This window comes from Paenibacillus sp. FSL R10-2734, from assembly GCF_037963865.1.
Lineage (GTDB): Bacteria > Bacillota > Bacilli > Paenibacillales > Paenibacillaceae > Paenibacillus_AQ.
Genome location: NZ_CP150170.1, coordinates 5,509,490 through 5,530,302 on the forward strand (window position 1 = coordinate 5,509,490; position 20,813 = coordinate 5,530,302).

General features: G+C 41.2%; 13 protein-coding genes. 2 read left to right on the plus strand and 11 right to left on the minus strand.

Annotated features, from left to right (window positions below; translation table 11 throughout):
* Positions 1 to 256: 256 nt before the first annotated feature.
* From NSS67_RS24120 to NSS67_RS24150, 7 genes are all read right to left on the minus strand, one after another.
* Positions 257 to 3,001 (minus strand): discoidin domain-containing protein, encoded by a 2,745-nt coding sequence (locus tag NSS67_RS24120; RefSeq protein ID WP_339320688.1) that lies wholly within the window; start codon positions 2,999 to 3,001, stop codon positions 257 to 259.
* A 152-nt stretch (positions 3,002 to 3,153) separates the two neighbouring features.
* Positions 3,154 to 5,577, minus strand: a complete 2,424-nt coding sequence (locus NSS67_RS24125; RefSeq protein ID WP_339316175.1) for a glycoside hydrolase family 95 protein — start codon at positions 5,575 to 5,577, stop codon at positions 3,154 to 3,156.
* Positions 5,578 to 5,591: 14 nt separating this feature from the next.
* Positions 5,592 to 6,878 (minus strand): Gfo/Idh/MocA family oxidoreductase, encoded by a 1,287-nt coding sequence (locus NSS67_RS24130; protein WP_339316176.1) that lies wholly within the window; start codon positions 6,876 to 6,878, stop codon positions 5,592 to 5,594.
* Positions 6,879 to 6,905: 27 nt separating this feature from the next.
* Positions 6,906 to 7,730 (minus strand): carbohydrate ABC transporter permease, encoded by an 825-nt coding sequence (locus NSS67_RS24135; protein ID WP_339316177.1) that lies wholly within the window; start codon positions 7,728 to 7,730, stop codon positions 6,906 to 6,908.
* A gap of 1 nt (position 7,731) precedes the next feature.
* A complete protein-coding gene (locus tag NSS67_RS24140) occupies positions 7,732 to 8,610 on the minus strand; it encodes a sugar ABC transporter permease (RefSeq protein ID WP_339316178.1) in 879 nt (292 codons plus the stop codon).
* A gap of 268 nt (positions 8,611 to 8,878) precedes the next feature.
* Complete coding sequence (locus NSS67_RS24145; RefSeq protein WP_339316179.1) at positions 8,879 to 10,234, minus strand: extracellular solute-binding protein; 1,356 nt, start codon at positions 10,232 to 10,234, stop codon at positions 8,879 to 8,881.
* A gap of 111 nt (positions 10,235 to 10,345) precedes the next feature.
* Positions 10,346 to 13,171 carry a beta-galactosidase gene (locus NSS67_RS24150; RefSeq protein ID WP_339316180.1) on the minus strand — a complete coding sequence of 942 codons (2,826 nt, stop codon included), beginning with the start codon at positions 13,169 to 13,171 and terminating at the stop codon, positions 10,346 to 10,348.
* Positions 13,172 to 13,335: 164 nt separating this feature from the next.
* Here NSS67_RS24150 and NSS67_RS24155 point away from each other — a divergent pair, with 164 nt between their 5' ends.
* Both NSS67_RS24155 and NSS67_RS24160 read left to right on the plus strand, forming a co-directional pair.
* A complete protein-coding gene (locus NSS67_RS24155; protein WP_339316182.1) occupies positions 13,336 to 15,177 on the plus strand; it encodes a histidine kinase in 1,842 nt (613 codons plus the stop codon).
* Entirely contained in the window at positions 15,174 to 16,730 is a 1,557-nt protein-coding gene (locus NSS67_RS24160) for a response regulator (RefSeq protein WP_339316183.1), read from the plus strand. The genes NSS67_RS24155 and NSS67_RS24160 overlap by 4 nt, the downstream gene beginning before the upstream one ends.
* Positions 16,731 to 16,793: 63 nt before the next feature.
* Here the strand turns inward: NSS67_RS24160 and NSS67_RS24165 are convergent, their stop codons facing one another.
* From NSS67_RS24165 to NSS67_RS24180, 4 genes are all read right to left on the minus strand, one after another.
* Positions 16,794 to 18,635, minus strand: a complete 1,842-nt coding sequence (locus NSS67_RS24165; RefSeq protein WP_339316185.1) for a right-handed parallel beta-helix repeat-containing protein — start codon at positions 18,633 to 18,635, stop codon at positions 16,794 to 16,796.
* A 346-nt stretch (positions 18,636 to 18,981) separates the two neighbouring features.
* A complete protein-coding gene (locus NSS67_RS24170; protein WP_339316187.1) occupies positions 18,982 to 19,629 on the minus strand; it encodes a hypothetical protein in 648 nt (215 codons plus the stop codon).
* A gap of 134 nt (positions 19,630 to 19,763) precedes the next feature.
* Positions 19,764 to 20,285 carry a hypothetical protein gene (locus NSS67_RS24175; protein WP_339316189.1) on the minus strand — a complete coding sequence of 174 codons (522 nt, stop codon included), beginning with the start codon at positions 20,283 to 20,285 and terminating at the stop codon, positions 19,764 to 19,766.
* A 20-nt stretch (positions 20,286 to 20,305) separates the two neighbouring features.
* Positions 20,306 to 20,761, minus strand: coding sequence for an FMN-binding protein (locus NSS67_RS24180; RefSeq protein WP_339316191.1), 456 nt, complete (start codon positions 20,759 to 20,761; stop codon positions 20,306 to 20,308).
* Positions 20,762 to 20,813: the final 52 nt, after the last annotated feature.

A 20,813-nucleotide genomic window follows, 5' to 3' on the forward strand; every position in this document is an offset into this window, starting at 1 on the left:
GCCTCACACTCCTTTACCAATTTGCTAGGAAATTACCTACTTGGTTCTTCTCTATTACTCGTAATTTTCTTATGAATGACAAGAAAAGACAATGAAGACTTTTGCTTATAATCGTTATACTTTTTTGACCATCAACTGAATATATAGGCAATGGATCCTCTCGTTACAATTAACTGCATCACCACATCATAATGAAGACCGCTCCCAGAGTATGTTCTAGGGGGCGGTCTTCATTATCATGAATAGAGTCGATTAGTTAGAATATCTGGATATCTTTAATATGAGCACTTCCATTAGCAGAATTGTGGGTAATATTCACCCTAACATATCTTACTGTTGCCGACACTGGAATCGTCACTCCACTGGAAGTTTCTACGGTATTATTGGTCTTGGCTGCAATCTGCGTCCAGTTCGTGTTATCTGTACTTGCCTCAATCGTATAATGGTAATATCTCGTATCCGAGTAATAGTTAGAAAGTTTAATAGATGTGATATTATAAATACCTTCTAGATCCACTTGCCACCAGCTTGGATAACTGCCTCCATCCCAGAAACTTGATGTGTTCGAATCATTCGCCGAAGACGGCGAATATCCCGATGCAGTAAACTGTGCCGTTGCAGGTTTATCGAGTGCCACATTCGTACTCACTGCCGTGCCATGCACTTGAAAATCGCTAATATGCGCACTTTGGTTGGCCGAATTATACGTAATATTCACTCGTAGATATCTAGCGATCGTGGAGACATTATAGGAGTCTGCCACTTGTGCTGCAGGATTATTATTGGTTTTCTCCGCAATATTAGTCCAATTGGTCCCGTCTGTACTGGCTTGAATAGTATATTTGTAATATCTTCCATCGGCATACGTATTGATACCAATATTATTAATATTATAATTTCCTTGTAGATCCACTTGCCACCAGCTCGGATAACTGCCTCCATCCCAGAAGTTCGATAGATTCGAATCATTCGCAGCTGCAGGAGAATATCCGGAAGCCGTTACCTGTGCTGTTGCAGGTTTATTCAATGCCACGTTAGGTAACGTAGTGACGCTCACTGGTGCGCTCCACGCACTAGCACCTACAGTGTTCTTTGCTCTTACTCTAAATGTATGTGTCGTATTTTCCGGAAAACCACTTATGATGCTTGAGGCATCTAAAGAACTGCTGACGACACCATCTGTTTCTACATCATAGGCAATGGCATTAGCGGTAGAATCCCAAGTGATGTTCACGGAATGACTATCGATAACGGATCCGGCGAGCCCTGTCGGAATAGTTGGAGCGGTAGTCACGGAGCTATTCACGCCAATAACCAAATCAACGGGACCGTTATGCATAATGGATAAGGTATAGAGATTACTAGAAGCGTTCCACGTTTCTGTGTAAGTAAAGCCATTATCTCCTGTTATACTTAGTGTCGGTTTATCACCATTATAATTCCCACTCACTTTAATAATTGTATTTCTTAACGTAGTATCATCTGGAGTTGTCGAATACGTATTATAGATGTAACTATTGATCGCAGCCTTATCCCAGCTCGTTCCATTATAGATGGAGCTTTTATTGACTCGATAATTATTCAGATGAACATTGAATGTATCCGCAGATTCGGTAATGACGGCATAGGTGTGCGGATTAGCACCGATATTGAAATACCCACTCGTATTCACCTGCGGCTTAAGGGTCGAACTTTGGAAAATGTCTGTATTCTCACTACTATTCATCCAATACCAGGTATTTCCGTTTCGAGAGGCGAAAGTATCTGTGGCATATGTTTCTTCAGGATATAACGATTGGAAATATGCCTCGTTCTTCGCTACTGTCGATGTGTTCTCGAAATTCGCTAATTCTGCTGCATTCGAATTCGTAGGAAGCAGTGGGATAATGCCGTATCGTCCTGTTTTCATGAAAATAGCTGAATAGTTGGATTCATACGGTACAGAAAATGCTGGACGCCCAATATATGCAAATTTATTCTTAGCTAATACCTCTGCTCTAGTTGGAATATGAATACTGCCATCAAGGATTTTATTTAAGTACGGCAATGTTGCGTGCACGTATCCCGGAGTCAAACGCCCTTGATTGGATGTCGAATACCAACCAGCTTCAGATTTAAATATGGTTGCTCCTTCACTAGCAGCACGAATCATATCCATGACATACATGGATTCAGGATACGTGAAGATCTGCTTCCAATCCCCATTCGCACTATTCCAATTCCCGAATAATTGACCATACCCGGCAAGTTGCCAGTGCCACCAATCTGAGCTTGTTCCCCAGTTCCCTGCTAACCCAGATAAGAATAACCCTAAGCCGAGACTGTCAGATGAACGATCCGTAAAGGACTCTTTATAAATGAAGGCGAAATTATCTTTATGTGCGCGCATCGCCTCAATTAAATTAGAGTTATTTTGGATCCAGTCTAGTACCGTTCCATTCGCGCTAAAGATATTCGTATCTGACCATACAAATAGACCACCATATTGCGATGTCATGTTCAGTAGATCCGCCAAATATTGCGAATGATTTCCTTCCGTTTGTCCATACCATGGAATGGAGTTGTATAATTCTGCTGCATTGAAGCCTTTTAATGATGTGTAATTTTGCATTAAGCCTTCGAACCAGCTGATTGGAATGGCAGTGCTTTTCTTCGTCTCACCATTAATGGCTTGCACCATAACAGATATGTTATTAGCTTCGGCTTCATCTAACCGTGCTGTAATCCAGTTCTTTACCGTAGCCGTGTTGTTTAATGAATTCTCAGCAATAAGTAATATGGTCGAATACGGCTTCTGGTTGTCAGGTACTGAATTCCATAATTGCACAAGATCCGAAGAATCAGAGTAATAAAATCCGATCATATTCAGTGGATGCGTGTTGTTTACTGTTAATCTTAATGCAGGATCAGCTTTAGCTTGGGTTGTAAATGGACTCCCTAATCCAATGATTAATAAGCATGTCACAAAACAAGCTATCCACAATCCTTTTGCAGTCTTCATTAATTCCACGTGTTCTCAGCTCCTTTTCGTTTCAGTTCATTGTCCAATGCAAGTGAAAATCCCTCCTTCTCACCTCCTTTCAGCTACTTTTAAAAAAAGAGACCCCAACTTCAAACATGTTGTAGGTCTCATCTGTATATTGCAACTGTGCATTATGACATAGCCTTTAAAAACAATTGCTCTTCTGCTTGCAATCGTATTTCATATCGGTAGTCCTCATGTACACGAAGTGATTGAATAACACTTGCACCGATGTTTAATGCCACCGCTGTCCTTACCCAATAACTACCTCCATGCTCTGAGACTAGTCTAATATCAGTAACTTTACCGTCTTGCCATGACATATCCACGGTGCAGCCCCCGCGAGCACGTAGCCCCCGAACTTGCCCTTCTGACCATGCCGCAGGCAGTGCAGGCAAGAGGTGAATCTCGTCGGCATGACTCTGTACGAGCATTTCGACAATTGCTGCCGCCGTCCCCAAGTTACCATCTATCTGAAAGATCGAGCGGGAGTAATCAATTCGTGTATCGATCATATAGGGATGCCCATCGAATAAATTCAGGAATGTTGAACTCTGTAATAGCGCAAGCCAGTTCTCATGCGCTTCTTCCCCATCACGAAGTCTTGCCCATAATGCCATTCCCCACGCGCAGCTCCAGCCTGTTCTTCCCCCCCCATGCTCCAAGCGATATTCTAATGAAGCGCGAATGGCCTTCGTAAGCTCCTCGTCCCGATCAAACTGAATACCCGCACCAGGGTACAGGCCATATAAATGCGATAAATGACGATGTCCAGGTTCATGCTCCACATGAGGTTCCATCCATTCTTGTAGTCGACCGTCATTTCCTATTTGCAAAGGCTGAAGATTGCGAAGCACTCGTTGTAACTCTTGACCTAATTCATGGTCTTGATTCAATATTTCAATTGCGGTCATGCAATTAGTGAATAGTTCACGGATTAATATCAAATCCAATGTAGACGCTTTCGAGATTGCACAGGGTTCACCCTCTGGTGTGAGGAATTTATTCTCTGGCGAAGTCGAGGGACTAGTAATGAACCGACCTGTATCAGAATCAAGTATCAACCAGTCTAGATAGAATTCAGCCGCTCCTTTCATTATCGGGAACGCCTTTTGCAACAGATATGCATCATCCTGGTGAAACGCATAATGCTCCCACAAATGTGCACATAACCACGCTCCTGCCATGGGCCAGAACGCCCATACCGCTTGGCCTCCTGCAGGTGAAGAATCCATCCAAATATCTACATTATGATGTGCAGCCCACCCTTTACTTCCATAATGAATGAGTGCTGTTCGTTTCCCTTTTTGAGCAAGTCTCTCTGTCCAATCGAACAAGGGCATGTGGCATTCACGAAGATTAGATGTTTCGGCATGCCAATAATTCATTTGAATATTAATATTCGTTGTCCAATTACTCCCCCATGGAGCTCTTATTTCACGTGACCATAAACCTTGTAAGTTGGCGGGTTGTGAACCCGGTCTGGAGCTGGATATGAGTAAGTATCGACCATAATGCATGTATAAGGCTGCTAAATCAGGATCTTCTGCACCTTGTTGTACTGCATGTAAGCGTTGGTCTGTTGGGAGCGCTGAACATTCATTTTTTTCGAGAAATAGCTCTACCCTACTCGATAAAGCTTCAAAGTCAACGAGATGACGATTCTTTAGCTCGTCATATGATAATAGACTTGCTGCTTCCAAACGCTCTACACATATAGCTTCCAAATCTAGTTCACGATTATACCCTTCCGTATGAATCTCGGAATAATCTGATATTGCAGTGAGTAAAAAAGTGAACCTATCTGCGTTTCGAATCTCTAGTGCATCACCTTGCTCACTCCATTTCACAGTACCGTTATCCAATAAAACCTTCATGCCTACAACAAATCGCAATCCTTTACCTTCTTCATAGATAATAGGCTGAGGATGGTCTTCGATATAGTTCGGTTCAACGTGACTTGGACACCGCCCAGCGAGGAACAGAGTCGTTGAATTCCCTGACTGTTGTACAATATGATACTTAAGTTGACTCTCAAGTTTCACGGAAATTGGTATTCCTTCTGACCTTGAGCTAGAGTAACTTACGACCATACACTGCTCTGGGGCGCTCACGAACACTTCTCGATTGAATGTATCACCAAGGAGAGAAAAGACAGTAGATGAAATCCCTGTCTTTACATTCAACGAGCGTTCGTATGTACTTGCCGTGCCTTGATGTTCTAGATGTTGAATATGAAGGCTCCCTAATGGCAAGTAACATTCATTCCACGGCCCCAACATATGACGCTCAACAAGTTCTTCTGCTTCTTTATAATGCCTCTTATCAACCAAATCTCTTACTCGTGACAAGTGACGAATCGCATCATAATTATTCGTGTCGCGAACAAATCCCGACCACAAGGTATCTTCATTCAGATCAATTCGCTCTTCGTGAACACCTCCGAACACCATGCCCCCCATTCGCCCGTTCCCAATTGGTAATGCCTCTTCCCAGTTAGCAGCGGGTTGTTGGTACCATAGTCTTTGGCTTGAACTCATAGTCATCTGTGTCATGAAGTCCTCCTGCACTAGACAGTAGTCGTCTGTCTTAAGTTCTCTACGTATTCTGACATTTGGATTACACGCTGTTCTTTACGTGAAGTCTCCGCGGCAAAAGCCATTAAGTGACTTTGTACAGATACGACGGCAGATGATCGCGAATGGCTGCCCTCACCCGATTGCACCAAGGCTACAAAATCTTTCATAATCCCATCGTCACCACCACCATGGCCTGTGTCGGAGGCAGGAATACGAATCTCCTTCGTAATCCCAGAGGTGAAGTGGGTAACTTGGATCACATTTCGATCCATATCACCATAGATCTCCCCTTTGGTTCCATATAATCGAATAATTCGTTCGCTAAGGTTCGAGAATGCATTCATCACAAATGATGCTGTTACTTGATTCGAAAATTCGAGGTTAACCACTTGATGATCCACAACATCATTATCGCAGTGATATACACATCGGCCGTACGGGCCTTCACGAAGTGCTTTCATGATTCCTTCGGGTGACGTATCATTTGTTAGATAAGAGCGTAAATATTTGCCCTGCCAATCGTTCTTATCAATGAGATAGAATCTTGGCGCATAAAATGCACATTCATCTCTCACAGGGCATCCATCCGTGCAACGTTGAGGAGCACCAACAGGTGCATTTTCTTCTTTAAAATGGCTTAAATAACCAAATGAAGATACCTTTGTACACTCTTCCCCTACAAGCCACGATAAAATATCAAGATCATGACATGATTTCTGAAGAATCATTGGGCTTGATTCGGCTGAATTCCGCCAATTCCCACGTACAAAGCTATGGGCTTGATGCCAGTATCCTACGTTCTCAAGATGCTGAATCGTCATCAAGCTTCCAATCTCGCCACCTTCAAGCAACTTCTTCACATTTACAAAGAAATCGTTGTACCGCAGTACATGACAAACGGCAAAGACTCGGTCATACTTCTTCGCATATTCTCCCATTACATAGCACTCTTCTGGATTATTGGACATGGGCTTCTCTAGTAATACATGATATCCTTTCTCTAGTGCTTTGATCGTCGGTTCAAAGTGCATTTGATCTTGCGTACAGATGAGAATGGCGTCAGCAAGCTTCGGTCCATCCAATAATTGTTGCCAGGTTAGAAACGTGTTCTCTTCACTTAAATTATACAACCCAACAAATTTCTCTCTACGTTCCGCATCCGGTTCAGCCACAGCTACAAATTCGATTTCATCAGGAAAGCGAAGAGCATAAGGTGCGTAAGCAACAGCACCCCGTCCTCCTGCTCCAAGTAAAGCGGCAGTAATTTTCTTGGTCATCGCTAGATCTCCTCCATTTGCAGTAAACTATCCCTTAACAGCACCTGTTGTCATGCCTGAGACGATATATTTCTGCCCGAATATATAAATCAGAAGAACAGGAATTAATGCCATTATGATATACGCACTTACAAGCGAATAGTTATAAGTATATAGCTGTTGGAAATTGAATACCCCCATAGGCATTGTCCACATTGATGCTTTCGGTACAAGAAACAACACATTACCGAAGTCGTTCCAGATCGTCGTAAATGTCAGAACGACATTAGTTGATATGACAGGTGTTAGCAATGGAAAGATAACTCGGAAGAACAACCCAATCGGACGAGTACCATCTACACTTGCTGCTTCATCTAATTCTCGAGGTACGCCATACATAAAGCTGTAATATAGAAGTATGGTAAATGGAATTTGACTCGCAATATCGACCATAATTAATCCGGAATAATTGTTGCCCATATGCAACAATTGAAGCAGCTTGATTGCTGGGATAAAGGAGAATGGCGCAATCATTCCAGCTAATAAAAATTGATAGGTGAATCTTGTAAACTTTGTCTGATGACGCTGCATAATAAAAGCAGAATATGAGCATAAAATCACTGTAGCCGCAGTTACGGTAATAGCGACGAATAGTCCGTTGGATAATCCTCGCCAGATCTGCCCATCAGTAAACGCCGTGATATAATTACTAAAATGAAAGGATGAAGGAAGTGAAAAGTCCATGACTTTCGATTCGGCTTCGTTTTTTACAGAAGTATTTAGAATGAGTAAGAAAGGTACCATATAAATAAGAAATACAATTATCGCAATGATGTACGTGAAGGTTTGCATAAATCTAGATCGAATCGTCATGTTAACTCTTCTCCTTTCTATTCGTAAAGGAGTTTATCGATAACGCAACTATCGTAATAATTATGAACTGTAGTACACTAATTGCTGCAGGATATCCAATGGAACCCGATGACATCGATTTCACGAGATACGTTGACATCACTTCTGTCGCATGTCCAGGACCACCGCCTGTCATCGCATAGATGATATCAAAGGCCTTCAATCCAGATATAACCGATAATAATATACTTAAACTCAGCGTCGGTGAAATACTTGGCAATGTAATACTGAGGAATTTCCGGAAAGAACCCGCACCATCAATCTCTGCACATTCTAGCAAATCTTTAGATACGGTTTGCAGTGCGGCTAAGATCATCATCATCGACCATCCAACGCCTAACCAGATATCTACTCCAATAACCGTATACATAGCATAGGTGAAATCGCCCAACCAATCATGTGTAAGATTAGGTAACCCTACCCACGCCAGAAATGTATTCAAGAAACCATCATAACTTAAAATGTAGTTGAAGATCAGCGCACACATGATGACACCGAACATGATTGGAATGTAAATGAGTGCTCGAAGGAAACTATTTCCCTTGAATTTTCTATTTAGAAGTAGCGCAAGCAACAGACCAATCATAGTTTTTCCCAACGCATCCAGAATTGCGAATTTAAATTGATTCCATATACTTGTCAGAAAGGTAGCACTATCACTGAATAAAGTCTGATAATTCTCAAATCCAACAAAATGAACTCCAGAGGTTTTAATACTCGCGTCTGTTAATGAATAGAATAAGCCTAATACAGCCGGTGATATATAGAACACTGCGAATATTACTAAAATCGGAATGAGAAAATATACAGGGTATGTCTTTTTCTTGTACATATTTTGCATATAGGCTTCCTCCATCCTCCTAAGGTGGAGCTATACCTGATCACAGATCAGATACAGCTCCTCTATTTCTATTAGAGGTTATTCAAAAAGTCCGCTTTTGATCACGAAGCATTCCAAGAAGATGATTCGACATCGAATCTTGAATTCAGCCGAAACTTCCGGTGCTCACGTAGATTCCACTACGCTCCGCTCCTCAGTTTCTACCTTCATCCAATCTTCTCGGTGCTGAAAACCGTACTTTTTGAACTCTCACTATTACTACTAATAATTAGAATCCAGGAATTTTAGCAATTTTCGCATTTTTGACATAGGCATCTTGATGTTTTTGCACGAATTGATCTGCAGTGATTTTACCAGCTAGCAACTCCGCATACGAAGCAACCAAATCATCATATGGCATAGGAATGATATACGCGTCGTCTCCATGTCTTGCAATCTTACCTGTGTTTACGAAATCTTGTACTTCTTTCAACGCTTCTGGCAATTTATCGGATACATCTACATCGGTAAATGGACTAATACCAGGTGCTGCTTCCAAAGCACTTTGTGCTTGTGGTTGATCAACCATGAATCGGAGCAAATCTTTTGCTTCTTCGGCATGTTTGCTTTCCTTAGCAATGAAAACTTGCGTACCACCAGATAACCCAACCGTCTCAGAACCATCTTTGTTCGGTAATGGGAAGAAACCAATTTGGGCCTCAGGATTTACCTTTAGAACCTCTGGAACAAAGAAACCTCCCTGAACAACCATAGCAACTTCACCGTCTGCCAATGCTTTTACTTGTTTATCATACGTACCAGTCAATAAATCTTTGTTGAAATATCCTGCCTTCGACCAATCTTGAACTTGTTGATATTGGAGTACGAAGTCAGGGATGTCTTTCCACTGAAGTTCATTTTTGTTCAATTTATCCCATACTTGAGCATCTGCGCCAATCATCCCTGCAACAGCATTTCGATGCTGGAGCATCGTCCAACCATCTTTTGCCGCGAAATAGAATGGTGTTTTTCCTCCTGATTTGAGAGCCGCAAGATTCTTATTAAGCTCATCCAGCGTTTTCGGAACTGTCAGATTCAAATCTGCGAATACTTTCTTGTTGTAAAATACTCCCCATGTTCCTTGTGCTGCCGGATATGGGAAGGCATAAATTTTGCCGTCCGTGAATTTCAAGCCGGTCAAAGCAACCTCATTCAAGCGGCTCTCGAAGGCTTCGCCGGAGATTTCTAATAGTTGATTCGTTACATCATATTTCTGATATTGACCGAAGAAGATATCAACATCCCCGCCCCCGGACAATTTTGCTTTAACCAAGTTATCATATTGATCATCTTGAATCGCCTGAATATCGACTTTATTTCCTGATTTTTGTTCCCATTGTGAGATCAAGTCTTTAATGTTACCAACAGCAATTTGACTAGCTGCGGCGATATAACTGACTGTTACCGGATCTTTTTTTGTTTCTTCCGGTGCTGGTGCTTCTGTTTTCGTAGGTGTTTGCTCTTCTGCAGGTTTGTTGTTGGTCTTAGAGGACTCGTTCGATGAATTGGATCCACATGCTGCTAATGCGACAACCATAAGGCTCGACATTAAAACAAACCAACTTTTTCTTTGTAAACCTTTCATTTTATTACCCCCTACAATATGATCGATTTCGAAATATAGTATCTCGTAACCGTTAAATAAACAATAATCTAAATATTCATTCAATTAAATGAAGGAATTTGACTGGTTACTTTATACTTTTTTGATCCTAGAAGTTTCAGGATTTTTGTCATGAACGACAAAAGAAAATTCAGGGATCAGTCGAACAGTCGACACATTTCGTAATACCTCCTCCTCAAACTTCGGCTTTTGATCAAAGTAGGCATAGCTATCTTCGTGAAGAGGAAGTATCGTTAATTCTAAAGAAAGATCAAGAATCTCTGGTAACCACTGACTCAGACCAATCTGCCATGTTTGACAATTATAGAAGTTATCTGCAATCAATCGATCATTCCATCTTAATTGTCCCTTATCGCCTTCATAATCAATCTCTAACATGAGATCATGAAGATGATCCTGTAGATCTGCCTCGAGCTGAATGTTCCAAATGGCAGGCTCATCCCGACGAATATGATTGCAATTTTCAAGAACATTATCCTCTGAATTCGTAACAGCAACCGCATAATCCCAACTTGAATGATCAAAATCAACATTATTCCAAGAATCTATTTCCCTATTATTAATTTGCCATGTGGAGTCTGTTGAAATATGAAAACGATCGCTATTCATGCTTTCAATCTCTAATCTACCGATCCAGCCCGAATTCCCTTTCCCTCTATACCGCACGGCAATAACATTATTCCCTTCTTGTACATAGGGTCTAACATTTACACTTAGCTTCTCGCCGGAGCATGAACTGGAGTACACTTTGACTCCATTTACCCAGATCGTGATGCTTCCTTCCAGACAGAAGGATAGAAAGGCACTTTTAATCGGGCTGCCAGACTCGTAATCAAAAGTTTTACGCATATGCACATAGTTTCTATGTTGATCCTGCGCTACAAGCAAACCTGTGATTGGCTGAGCATCGCGGAAAGAGCTTACTTGTTGAAAAGTTACTTTGTTATAGCCTTTCGGAATTTCATACGAATAACAACTAAAGACACCTTGAGCCTTAGCATCCAATAGAGTTTCCCCAATATATACTTCGTGGCTCATAACAGGATAAACTTTGATATCCATTGCTGGGCTTTCCTTACTCATGACCTTAATTTGATCTTGATCGAAGGTAATATCTGCTGATGAGATCACGATATGCTCGCTACCCCATGCAACCCCTTTAAAGCAATGACGGGACTGATAGGCGGTCAATGTAATTATGTTTACTCGAGTGCCATTATAGAGAACTAGTGAAATTATACTATCCAGACCTGGACGATCAACAGTAAAGGTTAATCCTTCCTCTGCATGCACAACGGATTCATTCGGTGCACTATAAATCGCAATCTTATCAGGCTCAATTACATAAGTTGCCGCTCCATGACCTTCACCACCGAAGAAGATATAGGTAGTCTCCTTCTCACTAACATCGAGCTTGCATAATAGCTCAGCTGTAGCACATTTCAGGAGCACACCATGCAGATCGATATTAAACGGCCAAATTCGATATTCTCCATTGTTCAGATCAAATGCTGGATAAGAAATCGTCTCATCCTGAAGCCTTATGTGGAGAGAAACATCTTCTTGATCTGCTAAGGTTAGATGCCGCTGATAATTATTCAGGAACACATATCCCGAATGGCCATTCGAACGAACACAATATCTTAACGTATCGGTATCACCTGGGCTGCTCGGCTGAGCTTCTGGCAAATAGGATGGCATTGTCGCCAGTTCTCCACCGAAATCTTGAATAAAGAGATGCAGACGTTTTAAGAGTTGATATGATTCTCTAACCTTGCCATATTCACTAAGTGGGGCTAGAAAATCATATGAAACCGTGGGAATATCGTTCGGATATCCACTATCTCTAGTCTCATTAAATGTTGTTAATTTCCCAATCGGATGAGACCCGCCGTGGAACATATAATATCCAAGTAGATTGTTACCATTCCCAAGCTTACATAATGAGATTGCGCCAATATCATCCCCCTCAATGACTAGTCTTCTATGATCCGACATTTGATTACCACCACCAAGCTCACAAGTTGCATAGGGATAACGTGAAATATCATAAGAATCTACGCTTTTCCCAGATGGAGCCGACTCATAGAGATATTCCGGCAATATTTGAGCATCATTGCGTGTATGGTAGAAGCAATAATGCATACCTAGAGAAGGCTCTCGTGTATTTTGATCCCAAGGATGAGCAGGATACCCTCCGAACATTGGAATGACCTCATCTTGAGGAATTTCTGCATTGCCTTCGCCTCCCCAGCCCGTAACGGTATAGATGGGTGCCGACATCCCTTCTTCAGCTGCCATTTTCTTCAGTGTTCGAAGATGCTCCCCATCATGAGTTAACTCATTATCCAGTTGAATACCTACAATCGGTCCACCATCCTTGAACCATAAACCTTTCGTTTGCATAGCAAGCTGTTGATAGAATCGTCTAGCATAGTATAGATATTCAGGATCATTCGAACGTTTCTTACATTCCTTCTTCATTAACCAATCCGGAAAACCACCATTGCGAGCTTCGCCATGTGCCCATGGTCCAATGCGTAGAAATACATAAACACCTTTTTCCCTACAGATCTCAACAAACTGGCGAATATTATTGTTACCTGTCCAATCAAATTGACCTTCAATTTCTTCAATATGATTCCAGAACATATAGGATGCGATAATATCAATCTGACAAGCCTTCATTTTTAGAATCGCTTCTTCCCAATGCGCAGCAGAATATCTGGAATAATGAATTTCTCCCATAACCGGAAGCCATGGCTTATTTCCTTTTGTAAAATATAAGCTGTTGACATTGATTTCAAGCCCATCAGGATTTACCTCTCCCATATGCAAGTGACCCTGTAGTATCTTGGTTTCTTGAGTTGGGATCGAAATTTCATATTTATTAGCCATATTAACACCTCTCCACAGATCATAATTTAGGAGGAATGCTCTCTCCATCACTAATCTAATGGAATGGTGGCAAAGTTGAAATGTGAATATATGACTTTCTGTTTTATATTTTTTAGATTATAATGATCTTGCAATTCCTATCCTCTTGTGCAGGGAGACATACGATGTTTAAAAAGCTAAGATTGCAGCATAAACTCTTTCTTATCATTATGGTTGTCTTTCTAGCTCTACTTCTCTCCTTTATGCTTTATCTAAACTCATATTTAAGATCTACTCTATTGAACACCGAGCTCGCTGGACTAATTCCAACCACACAGAAGGTCTCAGACCAAGTGGACACGTTATATAAACAAATCGATTATGCTGCTCTAGGATTCACTTCAAACCAAGAGAATCTTGAAGTGATGGTTAATTTAAGCAGCAACAACTCAAAGCTAATCGATGACAGTTATGTCGCATTTTCCAAAATGGCACATAACCTCAACGCCATCTACAATGTTGTAAGCGATTTATATAAGGTTGTTGTCTTTATTCCGGAGAAAAACATTTTCTATTCGTATTTTCGTAGCGAAAATCTTGTGAAGACACTGCCAGAAATTTATTCGAATACAAGTCAATCTAGTAAGCTTTTTAGAACAGATCAACTCTTTACAGCATTCGAACCACACCCCGATATATGGTCAACCTCACCTGAAAATGTCATATCGATCGTTCGAAAGTTTAGGACAGCTTATAATACAGATTTTGGTATGGTTGAAATCCAACTCCCTTACAAGTCATTACAGAAGATTACAACTGTAGACAAGCAAACTTCCGATAAGCAAGTACTGATCTTTAATGAATCAGGCACTTTAATCTATCCACTGCAATATGAATCGAACAAAAAAAACTCGAAAATGATTCAGCAATTGTCTCAACGTATTGCACAAAACACACTTGGTAATGGCTCCATTAAACTAAATAATGAATCTAATTTAATTAGTGCACATACCTCTGACTATTTGCATTGGACAACGGTCATTGTCGACAATGGGGATCTATTACAGCAAAATTTAGAACATTATCGTAAACGTCTTTTGCTCGTTGGTCTCATCATTCTTATCACCGTACTATTGATTTATTATGTGGCCATTCGAAAGCTGATGTCCCCATTGCTTATGTTGACGAAGTCAATTCGTTCCGTGAATATGAACAATTTAACGTTCAATACTCCAATGGATGACTCGCATGGTTTTGATGAGGTCATGATTTTGCATCGCTCCTTCGAACTTATGCTTGAACGGTTGCGTTCCTCCATTAATACCGAATACGAATCTAGAATTCGAAACATTGAGGCCAACTACTCTGCACTTCAAGCACAGATTAATCCGCATTTTCTATATAACACCTTGAATGTTATTGCTATTCATTGTGAAGAAACAGACTCCTTAGTCGCTGCTGACATGTGTTATCGCCTCTCCGAAATGATGCGGTATAGCGGTTCTTCATCAAGCACTATAGTTCGTCTAGCGGATGAATTGAAGTATTGCGATTACTATTTAGAGTTATTGAAGCTACACTATGATGAAAGTTTATTCAATGAGATTCATATTCCGGATGAAATGTTAGATCTTCGATTACCGAAATTATCCCTACAGCCGTTTGTTGAAAATGCTGTAAATCACGGTTTCGATAAAAAGCTTCCACCCTGGAACATACGAATCGTTGGACATTACGAGCACGCTACTTCCTGGAGCATCTGCATTGATGATAATGGGAACGGCATTGACCAAGACAAGTTAGAAGAATTACGTGGCAAAATTGCACTTTACAAAGATAATTTCATAGAAGGTAAACTATTAGCAAACCTTCAGGTTTCCGGAATGGGAACATTGAATACCTATGCGAGGTTATTAACGCAATTCGGGGAATCATTTTATTTCGATATTTCGAATGGCGAGCAACAAGGGTATCGCATTGAATTTGGTGTACAACCTAGTTTGAGCGAAGGAGCTGTTACTGCATGATTAACGTAGTGGTTGTAGAGGACAAGCATCCGATTCTGCGGAATTTGGTACGTAAAATTGAGAACTATAGTGAAAAGCTGCAAGTTATTGGTGAAGCAACCGATGGGCTTTCTGCACTTAACATGTGTCTGCAGCTTAAGCCCAATATTGTATTTACTGATATTCGCATGCCGGGAATTGATGGTCTGGAATTTATTAAGACACTTAAGCAGCAATGCCCTGATATCATTTTCGTCATTATTAGCGGATATGATGACTTTCAGAATGCTCGTGAGGCGCTACGTCTAGGCGTAAAGGAGTTTCTCTTAAAACCTGTTTCACAGCAGTCTATGGATGCAACATTAAAGAATGTTATGGAGCTTGCTGAAGAAACATTCGGAGCCAAAGAAGAGCAGCTTATCTACAATGTATTGCGTGGTCGTCAGCTTCAAGCGGATGCGCTGAAGGCGATGTCCTTAAACCATTCATTTTTTGTCATGATCATCTGTGCAGGCTCCATCTCGAAGTTTACTTTGGATCTGAGTCATCCCTATCACGATATTTGGTTCCGATTTGACATGATGAACTTCTTGACAATTCACGAGAATATGCACCGCGAGGACACTTGGATCTTCGAAGGTGATGCGATGAATGAGGTAGTTATCGTATGTAGAATGGAACGGAATCAGGATTTTTCGAGCGAGAGGTTATTCCACTCTCTTCAAGAGGCACTAGCTCCTTATCATCTACATACATTCACCTGTGCGATTAGCAATCGTGCTGATTCTTTAGCGAATTTAAAGCTGGAATATCAGTTGACCCGAATGATTCTGAGTCATCATGCTGAATTTGGTTCTTCCAAGCTAATTATGGTTAACAATTATTCACTCAATGATGCCTCACAGGTCGACCCAGAGAAATTTTGCGAGAAACAGAAGCTGATCTCATACATTAAAAATAATAATAAAGAAGCTTTCCAACAAGAAATATGGAATACATTAGAAAAGTGGAAACAGGCAGCATGCACGCAGGCGAATATCGATATTTGCTTAACCCATATGGTTCAATGGGCGTATCAAGCGTATCACCACCAGGGCACAGTTAGCCATGAGATACAATTAGAACTCAATGAGATCATATCGATCTCCAAAAATTATTCTTCACTCTATCGAAATGTTATGTTTCTATTCGAGCGTTTCTTTTATGTGAGCACAGCACAAGAGGATGAATCTCAGACCATTAAACATGCGATTGAAAAGATCGATCAATATTTCCAAGATCATTTAGCGGAAGAGCTGGCCATTGCAGATATCGCCGACATGGTAAAATTCAACTCCTCTTTCCTTAGTCGAGAGTTCAAAAAGATCAAAGGTATCTCTCCTATAGAATACTTAACGAAGCTGCGTATTGAAAAAGCCAAGCAATTGATTCTCGAGCCTTCAAATCATAAGTTTAAGGATATCGGGACGATGGTCGGTTATAGTAATCCATACTATTTCAGCAAAGTATTTAAAGTGATTACTGGCATGACGCCATCGTTATTCAAGCAAGAAATGTCTAAGACATCCTCTTAAAATGTTCTTCCATACAAAAGCTGCATACAGATTCGATCTGCATGCAGCTTTTAAGTTCGCCCACTATTCTTTTCGAAGATCGATAACTAGCTCCGAAGTCGCCCTAATATGCTGCTCCGACATCCCTTGCGTGATGATACTTCGTGGAACAAGTTGATCTTGAAGTTGATTATCATGAATGGAAACCTCACTACACGCCATGAAGAACATGAGCGTTTCGTTGTTATCCTTCTCATTTTCCAGCTCCATGCCGCCTTCTAAACGGAACACATTTTGGGGTTGAAGGTTTTTACCACGTGAAATTTCATTATGCTGAAAATCTATCCCTGTGCTACTCTTCGCATAAAGAAGTAGACCCTCAGTGAGCTGAAAATAGTTATGCTCTATACGGATATTCTGATGAACAGGCTGTTCCACTTGAATATCCTTATTTTCCGGGATGATATAGATAAATGGATGCTCTTTTCCACCGCATTCAATAAAGCGATTCCTGCGTATGGTCACCTGCTCAGCTCTTCCCGATTCAAACCAGCTGCTTGCATCATCTGCAATCAGAATACTGCTCATACCCGTCCTAGTAAATACATTATCTTCAATTAAGATATCCCCCGAGCTCGTCACTAAGATGCCACGCGTGGGTAAACGAGAGAATCGATTGTTACGGATCTGCACGTTCGGATTCCACGTCACATTCTCAATCACATCCCCTTCAACCCAGTGTTCCTCTATAGGGCCCTCAAGATGAAGGATTAATCTGCGCGGATCTAAGATCTGAACAGATTTCACCGTATTGCGTCCGAAAGGAAGCAATGTCGTCTCGCGAATGAATTGAATCTGATCCCCTACTTGGAAGGCCTCGAGTCCAAAGGTCTGCTGATGCATAAATTGAACAAGCAATTGATTAGGTGTAAGTACTTCCATGATGCGTACATGGGTGCCGTGAACATTAATGGCATCATCATGCGCGCCCATAAATGAACTATCCTCAATCGTAATTAACCCACGACAACCCGAGAATTGCATTAAGTCGGCAAAAGATGCTGCCGTCCGTTGCGTCTCCGCACGAGGTTGAAAATTCATTTGCCGAAAGTATAGATCTTCACTGAACTGACTCACGATGCCCAAGCCATGCATGTAATGCATATGGACATTATGCCAATGGATACGCTGGCTTCGGTGTATAAACGCGCCCACCTGATCTCGAAGTCCATCACGCACTTGCAGGGTATGCCCTTCAATAATTGCTGGTATATCCGTGAAGTACATTCTCAATTGATGTGGTGCGATTTCTTCTACATCGATTGCCGCCTCACATACATTCATAATTCGCCATACCGTGTCTGAAACGGGATCATATTCCTGCATATACCCCTGATGGAAACGCCAACCTTCTCCAAGCCAATACACTTTGCCTTCAATGATTTCATATTTCGCTTCCGTTTGCACTTGAACATCCACTTCGTTCGATCCTACTCGGGTAATCGTCATTTCGGCAATAGTAGGCTGATCATAGTCAAGATGAAAATTCCGAATCATTATATCCTGGCAAGATTCTAACGCAATCATAGTCTGTTTACCATGAAACACAAGAAGTGATCCATTCCCTTCCAGCGTCACCTGCTGAAGACGGTCCAAATATAAAGCTATCGTTTTATTCCGTGTAGAAACTTCAGCCTCACTAGCCGTATTGGAAATATGGTAGGGGATACGCAGAGCTTGGTCTGGAAATAAGTCATATCTTCCCTCAGGAAAATCTAAAATTACAGGTCCTTGTACACGTGCTGCGGCTTGTAATGCGAACCTTATTGCAACACTCGCATCCGCGCCTGTGTTTGGCATAATACCAAAATCCGTAACTGAAATCGTAAACGGTCTGCAAGCTGTATGATCTATACCTGTTGGCATATGAGAACATGACATCCTTTCTTATAGAACATTATGGGTCTACTCTACTATTAGTGTAGGATCCCCGTTCTAGGATTGAAATGTTCAAATTTTGCTTTATGGTTTATATATTTTTGACATTGGTTGAATGGTATCCAAAAATTAGCAATCATTCTATAATGATTTCATAAATGAAGTCGTCGAGCACCAGCCCGTATACCTATCGAATTTAAAAGTGCTTCTGAAGTTAAGAATGACAAATTCATTGATCGTTAACACGGCAGGATAAATAGATCAAAAGAAACACCAAAGAAACGGCATTTCTGCCGTTTCTTTGGTGTTTGGATGGCAGGGCTCAGAGCCTGTTTTACTCCAATCCATGTTCCTTACGGATGTTATACATACCTTGTACAAGCAGCTCGGAAGGATCCCGATTCAATTGCAAGTGGGTTAACAATAAATGCAGTGGGAACGCGCACACGTTATTCCCATCGGTTATTGCTGGAAATCCAGCCTCGAAGACCGGACCGAGTTTTTCGTTCCAAGCTAGGCCGACATGTACATCCTCTGGCGCAAATTCTTCAGTGATTTCTTTAATACATTGTGGAACTAGCACATTGTCTATGATTGCTTTAGCTTCTTCTTCACTTGAAGGCGGTTTTGGAAGCGTTTTGCCTCCCTCAATCTTCATCAGATCAACGAAGAATGAGGCCATCCATGCTGCAGGATCCTTACCCGATTGGAATCTTGCAATCAACTCACGCAGAAAAAAGCCACAAGAATATACATGATCTAGCTCACTCTTTACGTGAAAAACAAAAACCGGGCCATAGGCCTCCATATTTAACACTTGTCCTTCAACGTCTTGAAAGTGCACTCTCAAAGCTACGAGACCGTTATGATGAACAGCCATCACTAGCTTATTCATATCCTCCTCAGACATTTCTGGATCATTGGTTATTTCCTCGTTCTCGTTAATTATTTCCTCGTTCTCATTTGTTATCTCATTAGTCATTTTAAATTCCCTCCCGTTCCTATCATACCACCTAGTGAATTGAACTGACACTTTAATAATAGACAAATTCCTACCATTTGAGGAGACCATAAATAAACGGCATCTCTGCCGTTTATTTATGGGTGAACTTTCAGTTAAGTCAAATCCTTTAATTTCTTTACTATTGTAGTGGTTAATTGTTTGATATCCGCAGGATCTAACTTGTAAGCTGAAGTAGCTTTCCGTGTCGGTTTAGGATTTGTCGATATTAAGTCAGCGATATACAGATCTATAAATACAACGGGATCAGCACCAGTTCTTTTTCTGAGTTCGCTTGGTACTTTCGTGTTGGGTCCGTCCGCTCCGCCGCTGATTGAGATGAAACCATACTTGTTCGGATTTGTTTTCAAATGCTTTAAATAGGGGCGGAGTGGTGTGGCCACTTGCCCCATCCAGATCGGCCCAAAAAAGAGGAGTAAATCATACTTCACTAATACATTTGGTGATGGCTGTACCAACGGTATCCTGCTGAAAATCATATCCATTGTAATGGTACTCAATGTTCGAGGCTTGGATTCAGAAATCTGAAAATATTCAGACGAAAGTTCTTTAGCCACACTGCCAGCTAATGCATCATTGTTGCCTGTGAATGAATACGATATGACTGCAATGTTCATCTTAGCCCTCCTGAAACGAATTATTTCGTCTTTGCCTGCTCCAGTGCATTTTCCAATGCCTTAAGATGTGCTTTAGAGGTGAGCGTTGCACCACTAATAACGTCTACCTGAAGGGATTGTGATTCAATCACATGTCTAAACAAATCACCAATGCTTATCCCACCCTTCAGTTTCAGTGAATTTCCATTTTTATCCAAAGCACCTTTAAGTATTTTAATATCTAAAATTTGACCCTCAGATATTGTTGCCCGAACCTTGGTATCTCTGAAATGATCCTTTGTGCCGATATATTCTCCCACATAGGTTCCATCACGCAGCTTTTGGAAATCAATGACGTCGATAGTAAGCTTCTGAACTTCACGCCTCCCTGGAGCGCTTAAGAGAATCCCTCCCCATACGATGACTACAATCACGCCTAAAATGATCAGTATAACCATCCATAATGAGATCTTCCTTTTACTTCTTGCAACATTCATTCGCATGCCCCTCTCCTCAATTTTGAATGAATATTTTTGTATTCATTCATTT